Genomic DNA, 16,227 nt, shown 5'->3' with positions numbered 1-16,227 from the left:
GTTTTTCAAACACCTTCTTTCCCAAAACTAAATTCTAATCTTGCCGAGACTTCTCGACATGTCGGACAATTTTCTCTGGATTGTATTGTCCATTACTCTATCGCCAAGTCTAATTCTCATGCCTCCGAGCACCGACTTATCGATGATATAGTTCATCTCCAAATCCTCGTACTCCGAACACTCCTTTAGTTTTGATACTACCGCGGCCTTTTGCTGTTCAGATAGGCCCGTTGGGGTTGTCACATAGACAACTCCTATTTTTTTATACTTCTTTGCTTCACTTTGAAAATAGTCCAATATGGATTTGATGTCGCCAAAGCGACCCTTCTGAATAATAACATTCAGGAAGCCCATAACATTGTCGGATAATTTTCCTTTAAAAAGCCTTTCGACGAGCTCTTTGCTTTTGACTTTGGTCATGTCCGGATGGGCAATTACTGCCAAAAGCTTGGGATTGTCGCTTATAACCTTATCGAGAAGTTTGACCTCTTGCCAAACTTCATCAAGATTACCTTCCTCGAGAGCAAGTGAAAACAAAGCATCTCCATATACCTTAGAAACTAACTTTGCCATGTCTCATCACCCATTTCTTTCAAGGTCTCATCGACGAGTTCAGCCTGCTTTGCCTCATCCATAGAAGTTTCCACAAAACGGCTTGCCATGGCAGATGCGATGTCGATCATCTCCTGCTTCATCTCGTCTTTGACTTTATCCTTCTCAAGCGCGACTTCCTTCTCAGCGCGGGCTTTAATCCTACGCGCCTCCTCAGAAGCCTCATCTACAATCTTCTTCTCCTTATCCAACGCTTTCTTTCTCGCTGTGGCAAGAATCTCCGCTGTTTCTGCGTCTGCGTTGGCGATTTTCTCATCATAAGACGCCTTCATCTCAAGGGCGTCCTTCTTCGCTTCAGCCGCGTCATCCAGCTGTCCCTGAATATACTCCTTGCGCTTTTCTATTAACTTGCGCGCAGGATTAAATAGCAAATATGAAAGAAGAATGAATAGAAAAAGCATAGCAATTAGCGTAATTCCTGTATTCGCTAATAACTGGCCATCAAGGCCAAATATGTATTTATCCATGTCTTATCACCTTTTCTTTCTTATTTTGCCAATGGATTAGCAAATAATAAGATCATAGCAACAGCAAGACCGTAAAGACCTGTTGTCTCTGCTACCGCCTGACCAAGAAGCATTGTTGACATGATGTCTCCCTTTGCTCCAGGATTACGTCCAACAGCTGATGCGCCGTAACCTGCTGCGATACCCTGACCTACACCAGGACCGATACCGGCGATTACTGCCAAACCTGCTCCTATAGCTGATGCTGCTCTAATCAAATCTACTCCTGAAATATTCATAACTGTTTCCTCCTTAAGAAAATATTAATCTGGCGGATTACTCCGCATTAAACTCAAAATTTCATTTACTTCCGTCGCAACCGCGGCGGTTAATTCATACTTTTACTCCATCGCCTTATCTCCCGCAGCATTGGCGACAAATACCATTGTCAACATGGTAAATACATACGCCTGCAGACAACCGGAAAATACGTCAAGATATGCGTGAAGCGCTGCCGGCCAAACAAACAAGATAAGTTTTGGAAGCAGCCCGTATATCAATGCCATCATCATTGTTCCAGACAAGATGTTGGCGAAAAGACGCAATGACATGGAAATAGGCGTTGCAAACTCACTAATAATATTAACCGGCAAAAACAGGAAAAATGGTTCGAAAAGACTCTTAATCTTGTCAAATTTCTGCCACTTGAATCCCTGATATTGAATCATCACAAATGTGATAAGCGCCAATGGTAATGTCACACCGTAATCTGCTGTTGGTGGTCTAAGACCAAACAATCCCGACAAATTACAAGTTAACAACAACAAGAAAATTGTGCCAATATAATTCCTAAAGCCCGGAGCCAACTTGCGTCCCATATTATCGAGAACCAGCTTGTCAACCGTCTCAACTGCCAACTCAATTACGTTGAGCAATCCTGTAGGTGCTTTGGTATAATCAGCTTTCTTTATTATTCGATTAGCGATAATTGCAAAGATAATCAGTACAATCATTACAATTGCCAAACACACATGGCTTGTGGTTATCCAAAATGAGAAATCCCCAATATGAACTTGTTTATAGCCGTGTATGTAAAAATCCACATCGTTTGAACCCAATTCTTATTCTCCTTTCCTCACTTTTTTTCGCCGTCTCCGGCATCCAGAGAATCCGTTGCATCCACTGCTGATGATTCTCTAAATATAAACGGATATATGAGAGCCGCTATCTTTGTGGAAAATAGTCCGACAAATACAGTCACTGGCCAAAAAATATCCGGTTTGTAAAACCCCAAAAATAAGACGAATAACATAAATACTGTTCTCAATGTCGCCATAACTTTTAGGTGATTTTTCGCTGTTTTCTTTGCCATATCCAACTCCGCGTCGAGAGTCATATATCTATGAAGCATCAACACCGATGAACAGGCACATCCCAAGACATCTCCGAGAATGTAGGACAACAAATTGATGGACAACCAAATTGCCAAAATCAATCCAACAATAGCGGTGACTCCGCCGATTACCCATATTATCAGGTTTACTCTAATCAGCGTCTTCTTTGCCTCTCTCACTTTGCTCCTCCGTATCACTGTCACCCTTGGTAACAATCTTTCCCGTAAGTATCATCATACTCCTAATGGATGCCATTATCCCTATCACGAGCATTATCAAGACACAAAACTTGGTACCGAAGTGATTGTCAAGCAAAATCCCTATGGCTATGCTGATTCCCATGCAGGTCAGCATAGATAATCCCATCTGAGTTATCATAAATAGGGCTTGAAGTATCTCTTTGTTAGTTTTCTTCGTGTCTCTTTTTCTCATAATTATAATTCCTTAGATCTCTTTACACAGGCTCTCTGCGCCTCAATAACTGCACTTCTAAGCCCCTTGTCCTCGAGAATCTGAACCGCCTCAATAGTAGTTCCCGCAGGCGAACAAACCATATCCTTGAGTTCTCCCGGATGCTTTCCGGTTTCCAAAACCATCTTAGCACTTCCGAGCACACTCTGAGCTGCAAAGTCATAAGCCAAAGCTCTAGGCATACCATCCGCAACTGCGGCATCTGCCATCGCCTCAATAAACATAAATACATATGCAGGTGAACTTCCGCTGACTCCTACAACCGCATCTATCATAGATTCCGGTACCTCGTGGGCAATTCCAAAACTTCTAAATATTCCGAGAGCAACTTCCTTTTCAGCATCAGTGATATTGCTATTAAAGCAAACACCAGCTGCTCCCTCCAGTACCAAAGCAGGAGTGTTAGGCATAGTTCTAACTAACTTGATACTCTTGCCGAACATTTTCTCAATCTTCTCAATAGACTGACCTGCAACAATAGAGATAATCAGTGCATCACTCTTAATATGATCCTTAATCTCATTAATCGCCGCCTCAAGGTGAAATGGCTTAACAGCTATAACAAGTACATCCGCTGCCTTGGCAACTTCCGCATTGTCTCCAGTTGTCTTCACACCTAATGCATTGGAGATCTTCTCTGTAGCAGCTTCGCTCTTGTCCGCCGCGATAATCTCCTCTTTTGAAAATGTTCCTTTGCCGATAATGCCCGTCATCATAGCCGTAGCCATGTTGCCGCATCCAATAAAACCTAACATGATTTTCCTCCTTTGTTGTCATCTTTTTTATCAATAGCAGTCTTGTTCAATCATTTCAACTCTTCTGGCATGTCTCTCTACACCAGAAAATTCTGTATTCAAAAATGTTTCGACTATTTTAACTGCCAAACCGGCTCCAACTACCCTTGCACCTAACGCCAACACATTGGCATCATTGTGCAATCTCGTCGCCTCTGCACTAAAACAATCTCCACAAACTGCAGCCCTGATGCCTTTCACCTTATTGGCTGCAATAGAAATTCCTATTCCAGTTCCGCAGATGAGGATTCCTCTGTCACACTCCCCATCAACGATTGCATGGGCTACTTTGTGCCCATAAACTGGATAATCTACAGGATCTGAACTGTAACTGCCATAGTCCTTGTACTCATATCCCTTCTCCTCAAGATACTTGATAATGTCTTGTTTCAAGCCGTAACCCGCCTGGTCGCTTCCTAATGCTATCAATTTGCTACCTCCATCCGATTTTTCTTTTTATTACATCCAACAGAACCACGAGTTCCTGGTAAACCTCCTCGTAAACCTCATCTCCGCCCCCAAATCGCGGATCTATCTCGCCCTCTGTCTCAGCAAATTCTTTGATTGTATATACGTTATTCTCAATCCCATATTCTTCCATGAGAATGATCTTTTCCGATAATCTCATGGTGAGAACAAGCGTATCTTCAGTCACTTCTTCTGCGCTGAATTCTTCTGAAAATGTAGCCTCACAGGGAATTCCATGCTCCTTCAATATATCCATGGCTTTTACGCTCATGGGTTCTTGAAACAGAACAACTAACCCTCTTGAACACACTTCCTTATCATCTGCCAATTTGTATCTTAACATCCACTCTGCCATAGGCCCTACTGTAATGTTATTCTCACTGACAAAAATAATCTTCTTGTAAATCATAATATCACCACAATTTCTTCATTCTGCCGCACTAAACATCAATCCATCTCTGTCCTGCTGCCTTGAGAAGTCGATTCATGATTGCCTCACTCTTCTCCATCTCGTCAAAATTCTCCGAATATATGATTTTCACACCAATCTCGTCGAATCTTCTTAATACATCATATAAATCTCTCCCCGCAGTTCCTTCCGACCTAGATCCCACACTCAACACCTGTCCGACAGGATACATTCCCCTAGTTTCTTCTGTCGCCAAGATTCCAATCAAGTCAGGATTCTTCGTAGTCGCCATTTTCTCAACATCCCTGTTGATAGCCCGAACCACATTGGAGATTTCCCCTCTATATACAATCATATCCGCTTTTGGCGCATAATGCTTGTACTTCATACCCGGAGCTTTGGGTCTCACACTTCCTCCACTAATCCCCGGATCTATCGCCACACTGCCAACAACCTTCTCCAACATAGCCTTGGTAATAAAGCCTGTTCGTAAAATAGTCGGCACGTTGCTGGTCACGTCTACAATTGTAGACTCATAGCCGATACCCACGTATCCACCATCTATAATCATATCAATTTTTCCATCCAGATCTTCAGCCACGTGCTCAGCCCTAGTAGGACTTGGCCTTCCCGAGGTGTTGGCGCTGGGCGCTGCAATCGGCACTCCTGCTCTCGCAATAAACTCCAGAGCCCCCTTGTGCACAGGCATCCTCACCGCCACAGTATCAAGCCCTCCTGTCGTAGTCCCGGGAACTATATCCTTTTTGTTAAACACCATCGTCAATGGTCCCGGCCAAAAATTTTCCGCTAAAACCTTGGCACTTTCTGGAATATCAGTCACTATCGAAGACAACATAGCCATATCTGAGATATGTAATATTAGCGGATTGTCCGAAGGTCTTCCCTTGGCCTCATATATTTTTTTTGAGGCGTCCGCCAACAGCCCATTGCCTCCCAGTCCATAAACTGTCTCTGTAGGGAAAGCAACCAATCCTCCTTCTCGGATTATGGAAGCCGCCCTATCCAATTCCTCCTCATTAAAACCCTTATCTTCGCTCCATAATATTTTAATCGTCTGCATAAAGTTAATTGTATCATATTTTTCCATTTTTCACAACTTTTTGCCACAAAAAACTGTCCGCATTACACGGACAGTCCCTCTTGCATATCAAATTGTGCTTTCAAAAGCCTATAGTAAAAGCCTTTCTTGGCAATAAGTTCTTCGTGGCTTCCCACCTCAGCGATTCTATGACCGTCGATAACCACCAATCTGTCTGCATTTTTTAGTGTTGACAATCTGTGAGCTATAGCGAAAGTAGTTCTTCCCGAAGTCAATCTGTCGAGCGCTCTTTGAATCATAAACTCGCTCTCTGTGTCAAGACTCGCAGTCGCTTCATCGAGAATCAAGATTCTCGGTTGATTTAGCACAGCTCTGGCGATGGCAATTCGCTGGCGCTCACCGCCTGAGATAGTATATCCCTTTTCTCCCACATAGGTGTTATATCCATCCGGCATCTTGCATATGAACTCGTGAGCATTGGCAATCTTAGCTGCCATGATAACCTCTTCCAGCGTTGCATCAGGTCTCGAAAACCTGATATTACTTAGAATCGTGCCAGAGAAGAGAAATGTTTCCTGCAAAACAACACCGAGCTTGGAATGGTATTCCATAGGTGGAATATCGGAAATTTCTCTTCCATCTACAAAAATCTCGCCGTCATCTATATTGTAAAGTCGCATTATAAGGTTAATAAGCGTTGATTTACCTGTTCCCGAAGCTCCCACAATACCGATCATCTCGCCCTGTTTGATGTGAAGATTGATATCCTCCAGAACGGGCTGATATGACTTATATCCAAAAGTTGCATGCTTAAATACAATCTCACCCTTAATCTCCTGGTTCGAACTCTCATCCTCCAGAATATTTTCCTCCACATCCAGCTCTTGTCCGAGAACATCATTGATACGCTCAATACTACTGATAAGGCTCATGAGATCTCTAGGCATGGATGTCATCCAGTTGAGATATTGGTACAAAAGTCTAGTGTATGTTATGAACTGAAGCAACTCACCGGTTGTCATGGAGCCGCCCAAAACATCGCGACCACCCACAAAGATCACTAGGAACACACTGGCATTCATGATAAATCCCACAAACTGCTCAACAACGCACCAAAACATCTCATTGTTGTAGGTTCTGACGGCAATTTCCTCTGCAAGTTTGTTGAACTTCACTCGCTCATCTTCCTCTTTGCCATATGATTTTACCACTCGCATTCCCTGCAGCACGTCCTGAAGACTACTACTTATATCATCTTCCTTGCGTCGCTGAAGGTGAAATCTTCTGTGAATCGCTTTTCTCACTGAATAAGTTACGCCCACAGCCACCGGAACTAAGATAAAACTTATCAAAGCCAGCTTCGCATTGAGAACAAGCATGTATATTACATCGCACACAAATATGAAACATACAGTAAACATGTTGCAAAATGTTCTCTCCATAAATTCCTTGATAGCTCTCGTATCCATGACAATACGGTTAATCAACTCACCGGGACGCCTGTCATTGATATAGCTTAGAGACAAAAGCTGAATCTTAGTAAACAGTTTTTCCCTCAAGTCTCCCGACATCTGCGTTCCCAGAAGCGTACAAAAGTACTGCTTCAGAACATTTATTATAACAATGCTTATACTCAACAAAAACATTATTCCAAGGCAAATCATAGCTGTCTGGAGTTTACTCCCCTCGCTTTTTAACACATCATCAACAAGGTACTTTTGCACCTCAGGATTGAGGAGGGTTACTACCGATGCCATAATCATAAGAAAAATAATCCGCCCAAAGCTTCTGGAATAAGGTTTGCAAAGATTCAGAAAATTTTTCCAAAATCCTGATTCCTTCGAACAGCTCGGACACTCCTTCATGCCGGGAATAGCTCTGCCACACTTCGGACAAATCTTCTCGTACTCAGTGCTGACAACCTTCTCCGTTCTCCCCGATGCAAGGATATTTATACCTCTGGCAATATATGCATATCTAGCCAAATGGCTGGCGGAAAACTGAACCAAAGCCAGATCCTCTTTCCCGTCATTTACCACCAAGACACCACAGCCAATCTGTGGTTCGGACTTTGCATACTTGATTCCACTTATATCCAGCTCTCGCGCTAATTTTCCTTCCTCTATTATCACCACTCTCGCGGCCGTCACTACCACATAGGAATTGGCAAGCCACTTTTTGTCGTGGGAAATATCATACTTGACTGCATAATATATTTCTTCCCCTTCGCGCAGCTTCAGAGCGTCGATAATAGAATTATCTAAATCATATTTGAGTATCATTTATCGTCTCTCCTAACTCGTACATCTCTCACTACAAGAACAAGTCTAGCTTCTTCTGCTCCTTCACCGTAAGCTTGGTTACATCAGGAATCTCGAATCTATTCTCGTCCAAATCGCTAATAATCAGTCTAGTTTCTGTCAATCTCACAACCGAATCGCTTCCCATGTTGATAGTAAATCTACACTCCCCACGGTCGGTCACAACATGGAAATACGCATATCCGTACTCATCCTTAATATCTATTACCTTAGTGATAATAGGTGTGAAGTACCTGAGCAAAAGCTGCTCTTCCAGCATCTCCCTGGTTTCTTTAGAGACATCTTTCATGTCCTTTATTACACCTATTTCCCTGGACGACTCATCCGGTGTCCTAATAGATATGAATTTGTCAGGATTTGTGAAGGGAAATAGTCGCGTAACCAATACCCTATCATAAGACTCGCCACAAATCTCAGCGCTTACAAATCCACCCTCTGTTCTCTTGAAAGTCGAGTTCTTCTTGTCGATATATCTCAACTCCGTCATTTTATCCGCTTCTTTTTCTATTGAATTAAAACTATCGTTCATACTTTCACCTCAAATCATTATCTACCCTACATTTCTAGTGCCATTGATTTGGTCTGCAACTCCATGAGCTTGTGGTATATGCCACCTTGCCTGTCTAGTTCGCGTCCCGTGCCCTCTTCGGCTATACGACCATTTTCAATTACTATTATTCTGTCCGCATCTCTCAAAGTACTTAGTCTGTGCGCAATACTGATAGTCGTTCTTCCATTAATCAGATAATTTATGGATTGCTGGATAGCACGTTCCGTCTCTGTATCCACGCTGGCAGTTGCCTCGTCGAGAATAAGAATTTTAGGATTAGCGAGAATCGCCCTTGCTATTGATAGACGCTGTTTTTCTCCACCTGACAAATCCTTTCCGGATGCACCGATAATCGTATCATAACCATCCGGCATTCTTGATATAAAGTCATGGGCGCTGGCAAGTTTTGCCGCCCTGATAATCTCATCAGATGTGGCATCGGGCTTCGCATAAGCGATATTGTCAGCAATCGTTCCCATAAACATATATGTGTCCTGCGAAACCGTGGCAACATTTCTCCTCAAATCATAGAAAGCAAGATTCTTGACATTCTTGTCGTCAATTAATATCTCACCCTCGTTTGGATCATATAACCTGGAAATCAAGTTGACAAGAGTAGTCTTACCTGCTCCTGATCGACCAACGATTCCAAGCATCTCACCCTCCTTAATCTCGATGTTGAGATTTTTGAGGATTGGCTTGTTGACATCATAGCCAAAAGTAACATCTCGCAACTCAATCTTGCCACGAGGGTTCTCAAGTTTCAATGGATTATCGATTTCCTGTATGTCAGGTATTGCATCTATGATCTCAAAAATTCTCTGAGATGCATTGATACTATCAGACCACATATGCATAACTCTCGAGAAGAAATTCATAGGTCCGTTGAGCTGTGCAACATAGCCGACAAAAGTGATAAGTACTCCTATTTCAATCGTATTAGTTCTGAGAAGAAGTAATACACCCATAATCCACACCCAAATACTTGATATTTCCTGGACAAAATTAAACAAAATTGTAAACTTGTTATTATACTGAACAATGTGCACTTCAGCCTCTTTTAACCTCGAGTTTGGACTTTCAAATCTGTCTATTTCATTGCGCTGTTGTCCAAAAGCTTTTACAACTCTGGCACCCGTAATATTGTCATTAACTCGACTTGTAAGGCTTCTCTCCGCCCTGTGCCTCTTGCCAAAAAGAGTCCATAGCTTAGGCTTTAACATCACGCTGATATATACCAACAAAGGTATGAGCACGCATGCAACCGAAGCCATCTTCCAGTTAAGCATAAACATAACTGTAAAGGATGAAATAATAGTAAATCCTTGAATGAATATGTTCGGAAATCCGTCTACAAAAAACTCCGAAACTCGGGATGCATCACTGAGAATTCGAGTCATAAGTCCACCTGTCTGTTTGCTTGTAAAAAAGCCCAGAGACAGACTCTCTAATTTTTCAAAAACCTTCTGTTTAATATCACTCACAACTGTGGTAGTAAGCTTTATCATAACCTTTCTCTGAAGCACATCCACAGCTTTTTGAACCACTGTAAAGCCGATGGCAAATATCACAAGAGCACTGAGCGCCGCATAGTATTTCCCTTCAAAACCAAACTTTGCAAGAATTGTATTGTCTTTTTTTAGAATCCAGTCGTACAAAACAGTACCGCTTAAATACGGCCAAATAATCGAAAAAAGCGACTCTAATATATAGCAAAATACAACAAATGCTATTCGCACTCTGTACTTTAAAAACAGGCCTAATGTTCTTCCGAATATGGATTTTTTGTTGGTACACTTCGGACATACTTTTCTCTTTGGGTCTGGATACTTAGTTCCACAAATTGGGCAGAATTCCTCCTCTTCCTCCACAATTTCAGCGGAAGCCTCAATCTCATCCGCATGTCCCGGATACTTCTTGAGCTTACCAAAACTCTTGACAAATTGAATCATCTGAGCGAGATATAAGTTGGTCAGTACCGCAATTCTCAGTTGTATTCCCTCGTGAAAAATACTTACAACATTGGTTACAACCTGTCGCTCCAACTTCATCTTCTCACACTTGTTCACATCCAAAAGTTTACAAGCATATTCCCTATTCTCCAGCGCATAAGTTGTCCCGCTTACCTCTGTTCCTTTGAAATATCTGATTCTCCCATTCTCGGGCTGACTTGTTAGAATCCCCACGTACTTTTCAGTTAGAAAAAGATAACCACTTGCGTATTCCCCTTTTTCTGTCATGTCAAAAGGACATACATCTAGTATCATGTGTTTTCTTATGCCTTTTTTCCGCAAAAGAGCCAATACAGCTCGCGGTAATTGATTGTCCCTCATTTTACTTCTCCTATCAATCTATATGTGTTAATCAATAAATGTAAATTAAAAACAATTCTATCACAATAGCAGCATTATTTCAACATTTTTTTTGACCAGTTTATCATTTTATATTTTTTAATGAAAAAAACTCCAGAAACCACCATTATTAGGGCTTCTGGAGTATAAAAAAATCTTTTTATTAATCTAACATCACAAATTGTTATCGAATTTTGGCATCAACTTTACCTTGAATCCAATCAATAAGCTCATCCATTCCATCGCCATTCTTAGATGATACACGGAAAATGTTCGCTTTTGGATTAACATCCAAGGCATCATTCTCTACTCTCTTATCGTCAAAGTCAAAGAACTCCATCATATCATATTTATGCATAACGATTCCATCTGATGTAGAGAACATTAGAGGATACTTGACAACCTTGTCATCTCCCTCCGGCACAGAAAGAGCCGCAATTCTAAAGTCCTCACCTATGTTAAATTCTGCTGGGCAAACAAGGTTTCCAATATTTTCAACTATCAAAACATCTACATTATCAAGGTCAAACATAGGAAGCATGTGCTGTACAGACATCGCCTCTATGTGACACGCCCCCTGGGTCTGTAGCTGAACACAAGGAATCCCCATGCTCTCAATATCCTCAGCATCAATCTGGCCGGCAATATCTCCCTCGATAACTGCAAATTTGTATTTATCCTTAAGTCTGTTGATAATGTTCTTAATCAATGTGGTCTTTCCTGCTCCGGGCGAACCCATCACATTAATCATACAAACCTTCTTTTCCTTGAGCGTATTTATAACATCATTGCTGACATCCTCATTCCACTCCATAATCTGCTTTACAACTTTAACTTCCATGGTTAATCCTCCTCTATTTCCATTCGATCTATATAAAACTCTTTACCGGTTTTAAGCTCAGTATTTCTTCCACCACAATTAGGGCATCTATAGCTATAGCTTCTTCCCGAAAATGGCTTATTGCAATCATTGCAATACAGCGTTGCCGGAACATTTTCAACTATAATCTTAGCATTTTCTGCAACCGTGCCATCACTTAAAAGGTTAAAATACTCTTGTATAATCTCTGGAACATAATCACAGTATTCTCCCATCTTAATAGTAATACTGCAAACTTTGTTAGCGCCCATCTCCTCGGCCTTCTCTACCGCAATATTACATATACTCTGGGTTATAGGTAGCTCGTGCATAATCTCCTCCATGCTATCTTGCTCACTTCACTATCAACTATGGATTATACCACTCAATACAGTTAAAGTCAATCAAGTCACATGTCTAATAAATCTTGATACTTCCCATGCTTGCTTTGGCTTTAATCCTATAACCATCCCAAGTCTGGTCAGTGCTTCTGTATTCGTTTCCCTTATTCTGTCCTGCAATATTCACTTCGCCCATGGAACTGGAAGCATCATAGGAATATTTATCTAACATGCTGTCATCAGCTATATCACAATCAAGTTCTCCCATGCTCACGTCCGCATCCATCTCGCGAATTTTCATGCCCCTCATCTGAGCTGAGCCGGCAGAAACCTTGCACCCTAGAACACCTGTACACTCAACTGTGTTAAACTCAACGCTTCCTGCTGATGCCTTAATGTCACAATCTCCTTCCATAATAACATTATTCACAGTACAGTTGCCTGCCTTCAAGTCAATCTTAGTCTTGGCCGTCGACAGGTCCTGAATTTTCAAGCTTCCGGCCGCTGCTTCCACATCATACTCGACTTTCTTGCTAGTTGGAACTTTTACCGTAAGCTTGCTATCCATAGAAATATCGCCAAAAAGGTTGAATCCCTCTTTCTTCTGCTCGAAGCTAAGCTTGCGATCCTTCACCTCTGCAATCGGCTCCAAATCATCCCTTCCGGAATATGAAAACTCAATTTGATTTCCGGAAGAAGGCACAATCTCGATATCTCCGGCAGCTATATCCATCTCTATCTCATCAACGCTTTCGATTCCATAGGCTTGCTGTTTATCAATATTTTTAACATTTCTATTGACCCTAAATTTCCCAATAGGATTGATAACATTTGCCAAGGAAACTCCTCTCACAATGCTACTTCCTATAACCGAACATATAATTCCAAGTCCCACCAACGCTGCAACCACAATAGCTACCACGTGGACACCTTTAAAATGGTCCGGCTTGTATTTCCACTCATTTTGGGGTTGCGCATTGCTTATTATCTCCGAATTCATCTGCGCTTTCTTAACTGCAATGGCGAGCTCCTTCAACCTGTTCTTGATACTTCCAAAGTACACAAACAAGTACACGCCAGCGCCGATAAGCACGAAGAACATACTCTCCACTAACTCATCCAGGAATCTACTGAACGGAACATCTATAGATGATATAGCAAATGCTGCTATGCACAGGATAACTCCTATCGTGGTCATAGATGTTCTGTCCTTTTCAAAATCGTCATTGTATTGCTCCAAAGCAGTTTTTGCTGAACTGTCTAATATAACGGCATCCTTTGCTATGTTTCCGGCTTTCTTGCTCTCACGTCCTGCATTGATAAAGAACAAAACCGCTGCTCCAATGCCACCAAAGAATACAATTCCCGAGAAAATATCTTCCAGATATCCTCCGACAGCCCCCAAGCCACCGATAGTATCAAGTATTTGCTCCAGAGCAAACGTTAGAAGAATTAATGCAACTCCAAAAGCCACATATACAGCATGTTTCTTACTGTATTTAATATACTGTTCAACTTGACTCCCCGACCAACTATATACATTCTTAAATTTAGGTCCTGCTTGAGTTTTATTGGAATTGCCTGTATTAGCGGATGCTCCTCCTGCGTTTCCACCCATGCCGCCTGCTCCGCCAAAAGCTCCGGCTCCCATTGCTCCAGGAACTCCGGCTGATCCATTAAAGCCACCGCTTCGATTAGCTCCCTCAATCTTAATCAAATCAAACTCAGACACAATCTCATCAAAATTTCCAAACTCTGAAATCACTATTCCAATCGCCTCTGACTGAGATTTCCCGTCGGCAATCAGCTCCTCATACTTATCTTCCATCATTTGATATAACTCTTCTTTAACTTTGATGCTCTGAGGCGTTTCCTTAATATTCAGAAAAAGATTGTCAAGATAATCTCTTATTGTCTCCATAACTATTTTCCCTCCTCATTGGTATCCAAGTTTTCTCTGACAAATTTGTCAATAACTTCCTTTGTCACCGTCCACTCTTTGCATTTCTCATCATAATACTTTTTTCCCGAGTCCGTGATTCTATAGTAACTTCTTCTCTTACCACTTTCTCCATCACTTGAATATGATTCAATATAGCCATTTTTCTGCATTCTTGAAAACGCCGAATAAAGTGTAGTCTCCTTTATTACATACTTTTCATCTGAGAGATTTCTTATCTTCTTGGAAATCTCATATCCATATGAATCCTCATCAAGCAGAAGACACAAAATAATAGTATCGTTGTATCCACGGATAACATCACTACTAATCATGGTCAAACCTCCTTGCGATTCCGGCCCAAACTCACTTGTATATTTCCTCTGGTCCGCTAACTACTTCATCTGTCGTTACTTTGTCTATCGTTGCTACGGCTGTCGTAGTACGACTGTCGTATATAATATAACATGCAAACACTGACTTGTCAACATCTTTTGGAAATTTTGATGAAATTTTTATAGGACTTACAGAAAAAGCCCCGGAAAACCGAGGCTTTACTATTTTATAGATGCTTTGTTTTTTATTTGCTCCTTTGAGCATTTGGGTATAGTATGTCTTAATTTATGAGCCCACTATGCTTCAACAACGACAGAATAACTTAGCTGGTTTTTCAAAAACCAATCTGCAACCTCTCGGTTTGGTGCTATAAATCTATCAATATGATTATAAGGGCCATAATAACATATCCATTCAGCTGACTTTGCACTTCTTACATCAAACTTTTTTCCCAACCGTATTTTAAAGTCTTGCATAATCGATCCAACTCGCTCAAACATTCTATCAAACACCTCAACACTCGATGTGTCAAAATTGTCTCCTAAGTCAAGCATCACATCCCCATTCTTCGCAGGAATAAACTGATAAAATGCTCTGGTAAGATTTTTCATCTTTTCCGTATACAAATTCTCAAATCCTCTCACATCCGACAATCCACAACACAAATATGATGAATCCTCGTTCGCTATTACTCCTCCTGTCTGAGCTATAGTCATTTCATATTTGTTATTATCATCCCTATCTGTATACCATGCAATAACACTTTTATTCTGTTTTTCAGATACATCAAATTGATTAATAGCATCCTCCGGCACATCAATAACAGATGAGTATGTCAATGTTTCAATGTCAAATCGCAACACATTTGTACCATAAAAATAATATGCATCGTATCCTTCTGCTCTTTCTATAGCACAACCATTTTCGTCCATTCTAGGTAATTCTGTACACTTAGCTGGCTCTGCCATCAACTTATCCTCTGTCGGAATATGTGTTGGACGCTCAGATTCCACTGGCATTATCGTTGCTTGTGGTGTAGGAGCCAAAGTTGCCACTGGTACAGGAGTGGCTTTGTTCACAGGTGTTGTGGCTGTTACAGCTGGTTTGATTGATTTGCTTTTCGCTGTTTTCACAGTAATCTTACATACCAACTTCTTACCTGCAACCTTGCACAAAATCTTAGCTTTTCCTGTCTTCCTACCTGTCACTTTTATAGATGCTTTGGATTTAGATACCTTGATTTTTATGCACTTCTTGCCTGATTTAACAGACCATTTGGCTTTCTTAAGTTGTTTTTTATTTGCTCCTTTAATCTCAATAGTCTTGGTTTTGCCCAATACAATCTTTACAGCTTTACATCTTAATGATACACTCTTGGCATATATGCTCGCTTCTTCTGTTACACTACAAACAAGCAGTGATAAAACTACAAAAAATATAATATTAAGCTTATTTTTTTTCATTGGAATTCTCCCTCCTCTTGATCACTTTGATCATTCTTCTTATATGCAAGACCCGCTTTATATTCATCATATTCAGTTATTACAGGTGATTCTTTTGATAATTCTCTCGGAAATGATACATCTTTATCTGTATTAGCAACCTCATAAACATATCCATCCGTTCCATATAATACAGCCTTGTGTTTTCCATTTCCAAGGTTATAAATAGTTGAATTTTCAGTTAATACATTTTTTGTATTACTTTCCTTTACTGCAGCTTTTACTTCTGAATAATTCCTTCCATTGCACACAAACACTCCTCCAAATGACAATGCAGATGCAATAATAGACATCGACAAAGCACCCGAAATAGTGCGCACTTTAATAGTATTAAGTTTCTTCTTCCCTTTCACTTTTACTCTCCTAAAAAATTA

Annotated in this window: 19 protein-coding genes; all 19 read right to left on the bottom strand. The window is 41.0% G+C overall.

What is annotated here, in order from left to right; translation table 11 throughout:
• Positions 1–27: 27 nt before the first annotated feature.
• The 19 genes from atpH to L877_RS0100605 all read right to left on the bottom strand — a co-directional run bounded on the left by atpH (position 28) and on the right by L877_RS0100605 (position 16,206).
• On the bottom strand, positions 28–573 hold the full coding sequence (atpH, locus tag L877_RS0100700) for an ATP synthase F1 subunit delta (RefSeq protein WP_026834455.1): 546 nt from the start codon (positions 571–573) through the stop codon (positions 28–30).
• The gene (gene atpF, locus L877_RS0100695) at positions 561–1,079 is read right to left on the bottom strand and encodes a F0F1 ATP synthase subunit B (RefSeq protein WP_026834454.1); all 519 of its coding nucleotides are present in this window, start codon (positions 1,077–1,079) and stop codon (positions 561–563) included. The genes atpH and atpF overlap by 13 nt, the downstream gene beginning before the upstream one ends.
• Positions 1,080–1,099: 20 nt before the next feature.
• Positions 1,100–1,357: an ATP synthase F0 subunit C gene (gene atpE / locus L877_RS0100690; protein WP_026834453.1), complete on the bottom strand. Its 258-nt coding sequence runs from the start codon at positions 1,355–1,357 to the stop codon at positions 1,100–1,102.
• Between the two features lie 102 nt (positions 1,358–1,459).
• On the bottom strand, positions 1,460–2,176 hold the full coding sequence (gene atpB, locus L877_RS11610; protein WP_034784727.1) for a F0F1 ATP synthase subunit A: 717 nt from the start codon (positions 2,174–2,176) through the stop codon (positions 1,460–1,462).
• A 17-nt stretch (positions 2,177–2,193) separates the two neighbouring features.
• Positions 2,194–2,631: a hypothetical protein gene (locus L877_RS0100680; protein WP_026834452.1), complete on the bottom strand. Its 438-nt coding sequence runs from the start codon at positions 2,629–2,631 to the stop codon at positions 2,194–2,196.
• Positions 2,603–2,884: an AtpZ/AtpI family protein gene (locus L877_RS0100675; RefSeq protein WP_026834451.1), complete on the bottom strand. Its 282-nt coding sequence runs from the start codon at positions 2,882–2,884 to the stop codon at positions 2,603–2,605. The genes L877_RS0100680 and L877_RS0100675 overlap by 29 nt, the downstream gene beginning before the upstream one ends.
• 2 nt (positions 2,885–2,886) lie before the next feature.
• Complete coding sequence (gene proC / locus L877_RS0100670; protein ID WP_341349112.1) at positions 2,887–3,678, bottom strand: pyrroline-5-carboxylate reductase; 792 nt, start codon at positions 3,676–3,678, stop codon at positions 2,887–2,889.
• A gap of 30 nt (positions 3,679–3,708) precedes the next feature.
• A complete protein-coding gene (gene rpiB, locus L877_RS0100665) occupies positions 3,709–4,146 on the bottom strand; it encodes a ribose 5-phosphate isomerase B (RefSeq protein WP_026834449.1) in 438 nt (145 codons plus the stop codon).
• A 4-nt stretch (positions 4,147–4,150) separates the two neighbouring features.
• Positions 4,151–4,594, bottom strand: coding sequence for an arsenate reductase/protein-tyrosine-phosphatase family protein (locus L877_RS0100660; RefSeq protein WP_026834448.1), 444 nt, complete (start codon positions 4,592–4,594; stop codon positions 4,151–4,153).
• Between the two features lie 31 nt (positions 4,595–4,625).
• Positions 4,626–5,675, bottom strand: coding sequence for an L-threonylcarbamoyladenylate synthase (locus L877_RS0100655; RefSeq protein WP_026834447.1), 1,050 nt, complete (start codon positions 5,673–5,675; stop codon positions 4,626–4,628).
• Positions 5,676–5,737: 62 nt separating this feature from the next.
• Positions 5,738–7,936 (bottom strand): ABC transporter ATP-binding protein, encoded by a 2,199-nt coding sequence (locus L877_RS0100650; protein WP_051437589.1) that lies wholly within the window; start codon positions 7,934–7,936, stop codon positions 5,738–5,740.
• A 31-nt stretch (positions 7,937–7,967) separates the two neighbouring features.
• On the bottom strand, positions 7,968–8,504 hold the full coding sequence (locus L877_RS0100645) for a DUF1854 domain-containing protein (RefSeq protein ID WP_051437588.1): 537 nt from the start codon (positions 8,502–8,504) through the stop codon (positions 7,968–7,970).
• A gap of 26 nt (positions 8,505–8,530) precedes the next feature.
• Positions 8,531–10,792, bottom strand: a complete 2,262-nt coding sequence (locus tag L877_RS11605; RefSeq protein ID WP_207637207.1) for an ABC transporter ATP-binding protein — start codon at positions 10,790–10,792, stop codon at positions 8,531–8,533.
• A 268-nt stretch (positions 10,793–11,060) separates the two neighbouring features.
• Complete coding sequence (hypB, locus tag L877_RS0100635) at positions 11,061–11,717, bottom strand: hydrogenase nickel incorporation protein HypB (RefSeq protein ID WP_026834444.1); 657 nt, start codon at positions 11,715–11,717, stop codon at positions 11,061–11,063.
• Positions 11,718–11,719: 2 nt separating this feature from the next.
• Complete coding sequence (hypA, locus tag L877_RS0100630) at positions 11,720–12,067, bottom strand: hydrogenase maturation nickel metallochaperone HypA (RefSeq protein WP_026834443.1); 348 nt, start codon at positions 12,065–12,067, stop codon at positions 11,720–11,722.
• Between the two features lie 85 nt (positions 12,068–12,152).
• Positions 12,153–13,997, bottom strand: a complete 1,845-nt coding sequence (locus L877_RS0100625) for a DUF4097 family beta strand repeat-containing protein (RefSeq protein WP_026834442.1) — start codon at positions 13,995–13,997, stop codon at positions 12,153–12,155.
• 2 nt (positions 13,998–13,999) lie between these two features.
• Positions 14,000–14,350 (bottom strand): PadR family transcriptional regulator, encoded by a 351-nt coding sequence (locus L877_RS0100620; RefSeq protein WP_034784723.1) that lies wholly within the window; start codon positions 14,348–14,350, stop codon positions 14,000–14,002.
• A 297-nt stretch (positions 14,351–14,647) separates the two neighbouring features.
• A complete protein-coding gene (locus L877_RS0100610; protein ID WP_026834439.1) occupies positions 14,648–15,814 on the bottom strand; it encodes a hypothetical protein in 1,167 nt (388 codons plus the stop codon).
• The gene (locus L877_RS0100605) at positions 15,811–16,206 is read right to left on the bottom strand and encodes a hypothetical protein (RefSeq protein WP_026834438.1); all 396 of its coding nucleotides are present in this window, start codon (positions 16,204–16,206) and stop codon (positions 15,811–15,813) included. The genes L877_RS0100610 and L877_RS0100605 overlap by 4 nt, the downstream gene beginning before the upstream one ends.
• Positions 16,207–16,227 lie beyond the last annotated feature (21 nt).

Source organism: Eubacterium xylanophilum ATCC 35991 (assembly GCF_000518685.1).
In the GTDB taxonomy this organism is placed as follows: domain Bacteria; phylum Bacillota; class Clostridia; order Lachnospirales; family Lachnospiraceae; genus Eubacterium_F; species Eubacterium_F xylanophilum.
Note: the sequence above shows the minus strand (reverse complement) of the source record. Positions and strands in the feature narration are given on the sequence as shown.

What these genes read in the sequence shown, in the direction of transcription:
- atpH (WP_026834455.1), bottom strand. Translation starts at nt 573, where the DNA reads ATGGCAAAGTTAGTTTCTAAGGTATATGGAGATGCTTTGTTTTCACTT.
- atpF (WP_026834454.1), bottom strand. Translation starts at nt 1,079, where the DNA reads ATGGATAAATACATATTTGGCCTTGATGGCCAGTTATTAGCGAATACA.
- atpE (WP_026834453.1), bottom strand. Translation starts at nt 1,357, where the DNA reads ATGAATATTTCAGGAGTAGATTTGATTAGAGCAGCATCAGCTATAGGA.
- L877_RS0100675 (WP_026834451.1), bottom strand. Translation starts at nt 2,884, where the DNA reads ATGAGAAAAAGAGACACGAAGAAAACTAACAAAGAGATACTTCAAGCC.
- proC (WP_341349112.1), bottom strand. Translation starts at nt 3,678, where the DNA reads ATGTTAGGTTTTATTGGATGCGGCAACATGGCTACGGCTATGATGACG.
- L877_RS0100660 (WP_026834448.1), bottom strand. Translation starts at nt 4,594, where the DNA reads ATGATTTACAAGAAGATTATTTTTGTCAGTGAGAATAACATTACAGTA.
- L877_RS0100655 (WP_026834447.1), bottom strand. Translation starts at nt 5,675, where the DNA reads ATGCAGACGATTAAAATATTATGGAGCGAAGATAAGGGTTTTAATGAG.
- L877_RS0100650 (WP_051437589.1), bottom strand. Translation starts at nt 7,936, where the DNA reads ATGATACTCAAATATGATTTAGATAATTCTATTATCGACGCTCTGAAG.
- L877_RS0100645 (WP_051437588.1), bottom strand. Translation starts at nt 8,504, where the DNA reads ATGAACGATAGTTTTAATTCAATAGAAAAAGAAGCGGATAAAATGACG.
- L877_RS11605 (WP_207637207.1), bottom strand. Translation starts at nt 10,792, where the DNA reads ATGATACTAGATGTATGTCCTTTTGACATGACAGAAAAAGGGGAATAC.
- hypB (WP_026834444.1), bottom strand. Translation starts at nt 11,717, where the DNA reads ATGGAAGTTAAAGTTGTAAAGCAGATTATGGAGTGGAATGAGGATGTC.
- hypA (WP_026834443.1), bottom strand. Translation starts at nt 12,067, where the DNA reads ATGCACGAGCTACCTATAACCCAGAGTATATGTAATATTGCGGTAGAG.
- L877_RS0100625 (WP_026834442.1), bottom strand. Translation starts at nt 13,997, where the DNA reads ATGGAGACAATAAGAGATTATCTTGACAATCTTTTTCTGAATATTAAG.
- L877_RS0100620 (WP_034784723.1), bottom strand. Translation starts at nt 14,350, where the DNA reads ATGATTAGTAGTGATGTTATCCGTGGATACAACGATACTATTATTTTG.
- L877_RS0100610 (WP_026834439.1), bottom strand. Translation starts at nt 15,814, where the DNA reads ATGAAAAAAAATAAGCTTAATATTATATTTTTTGTAGTTTTATCACTG.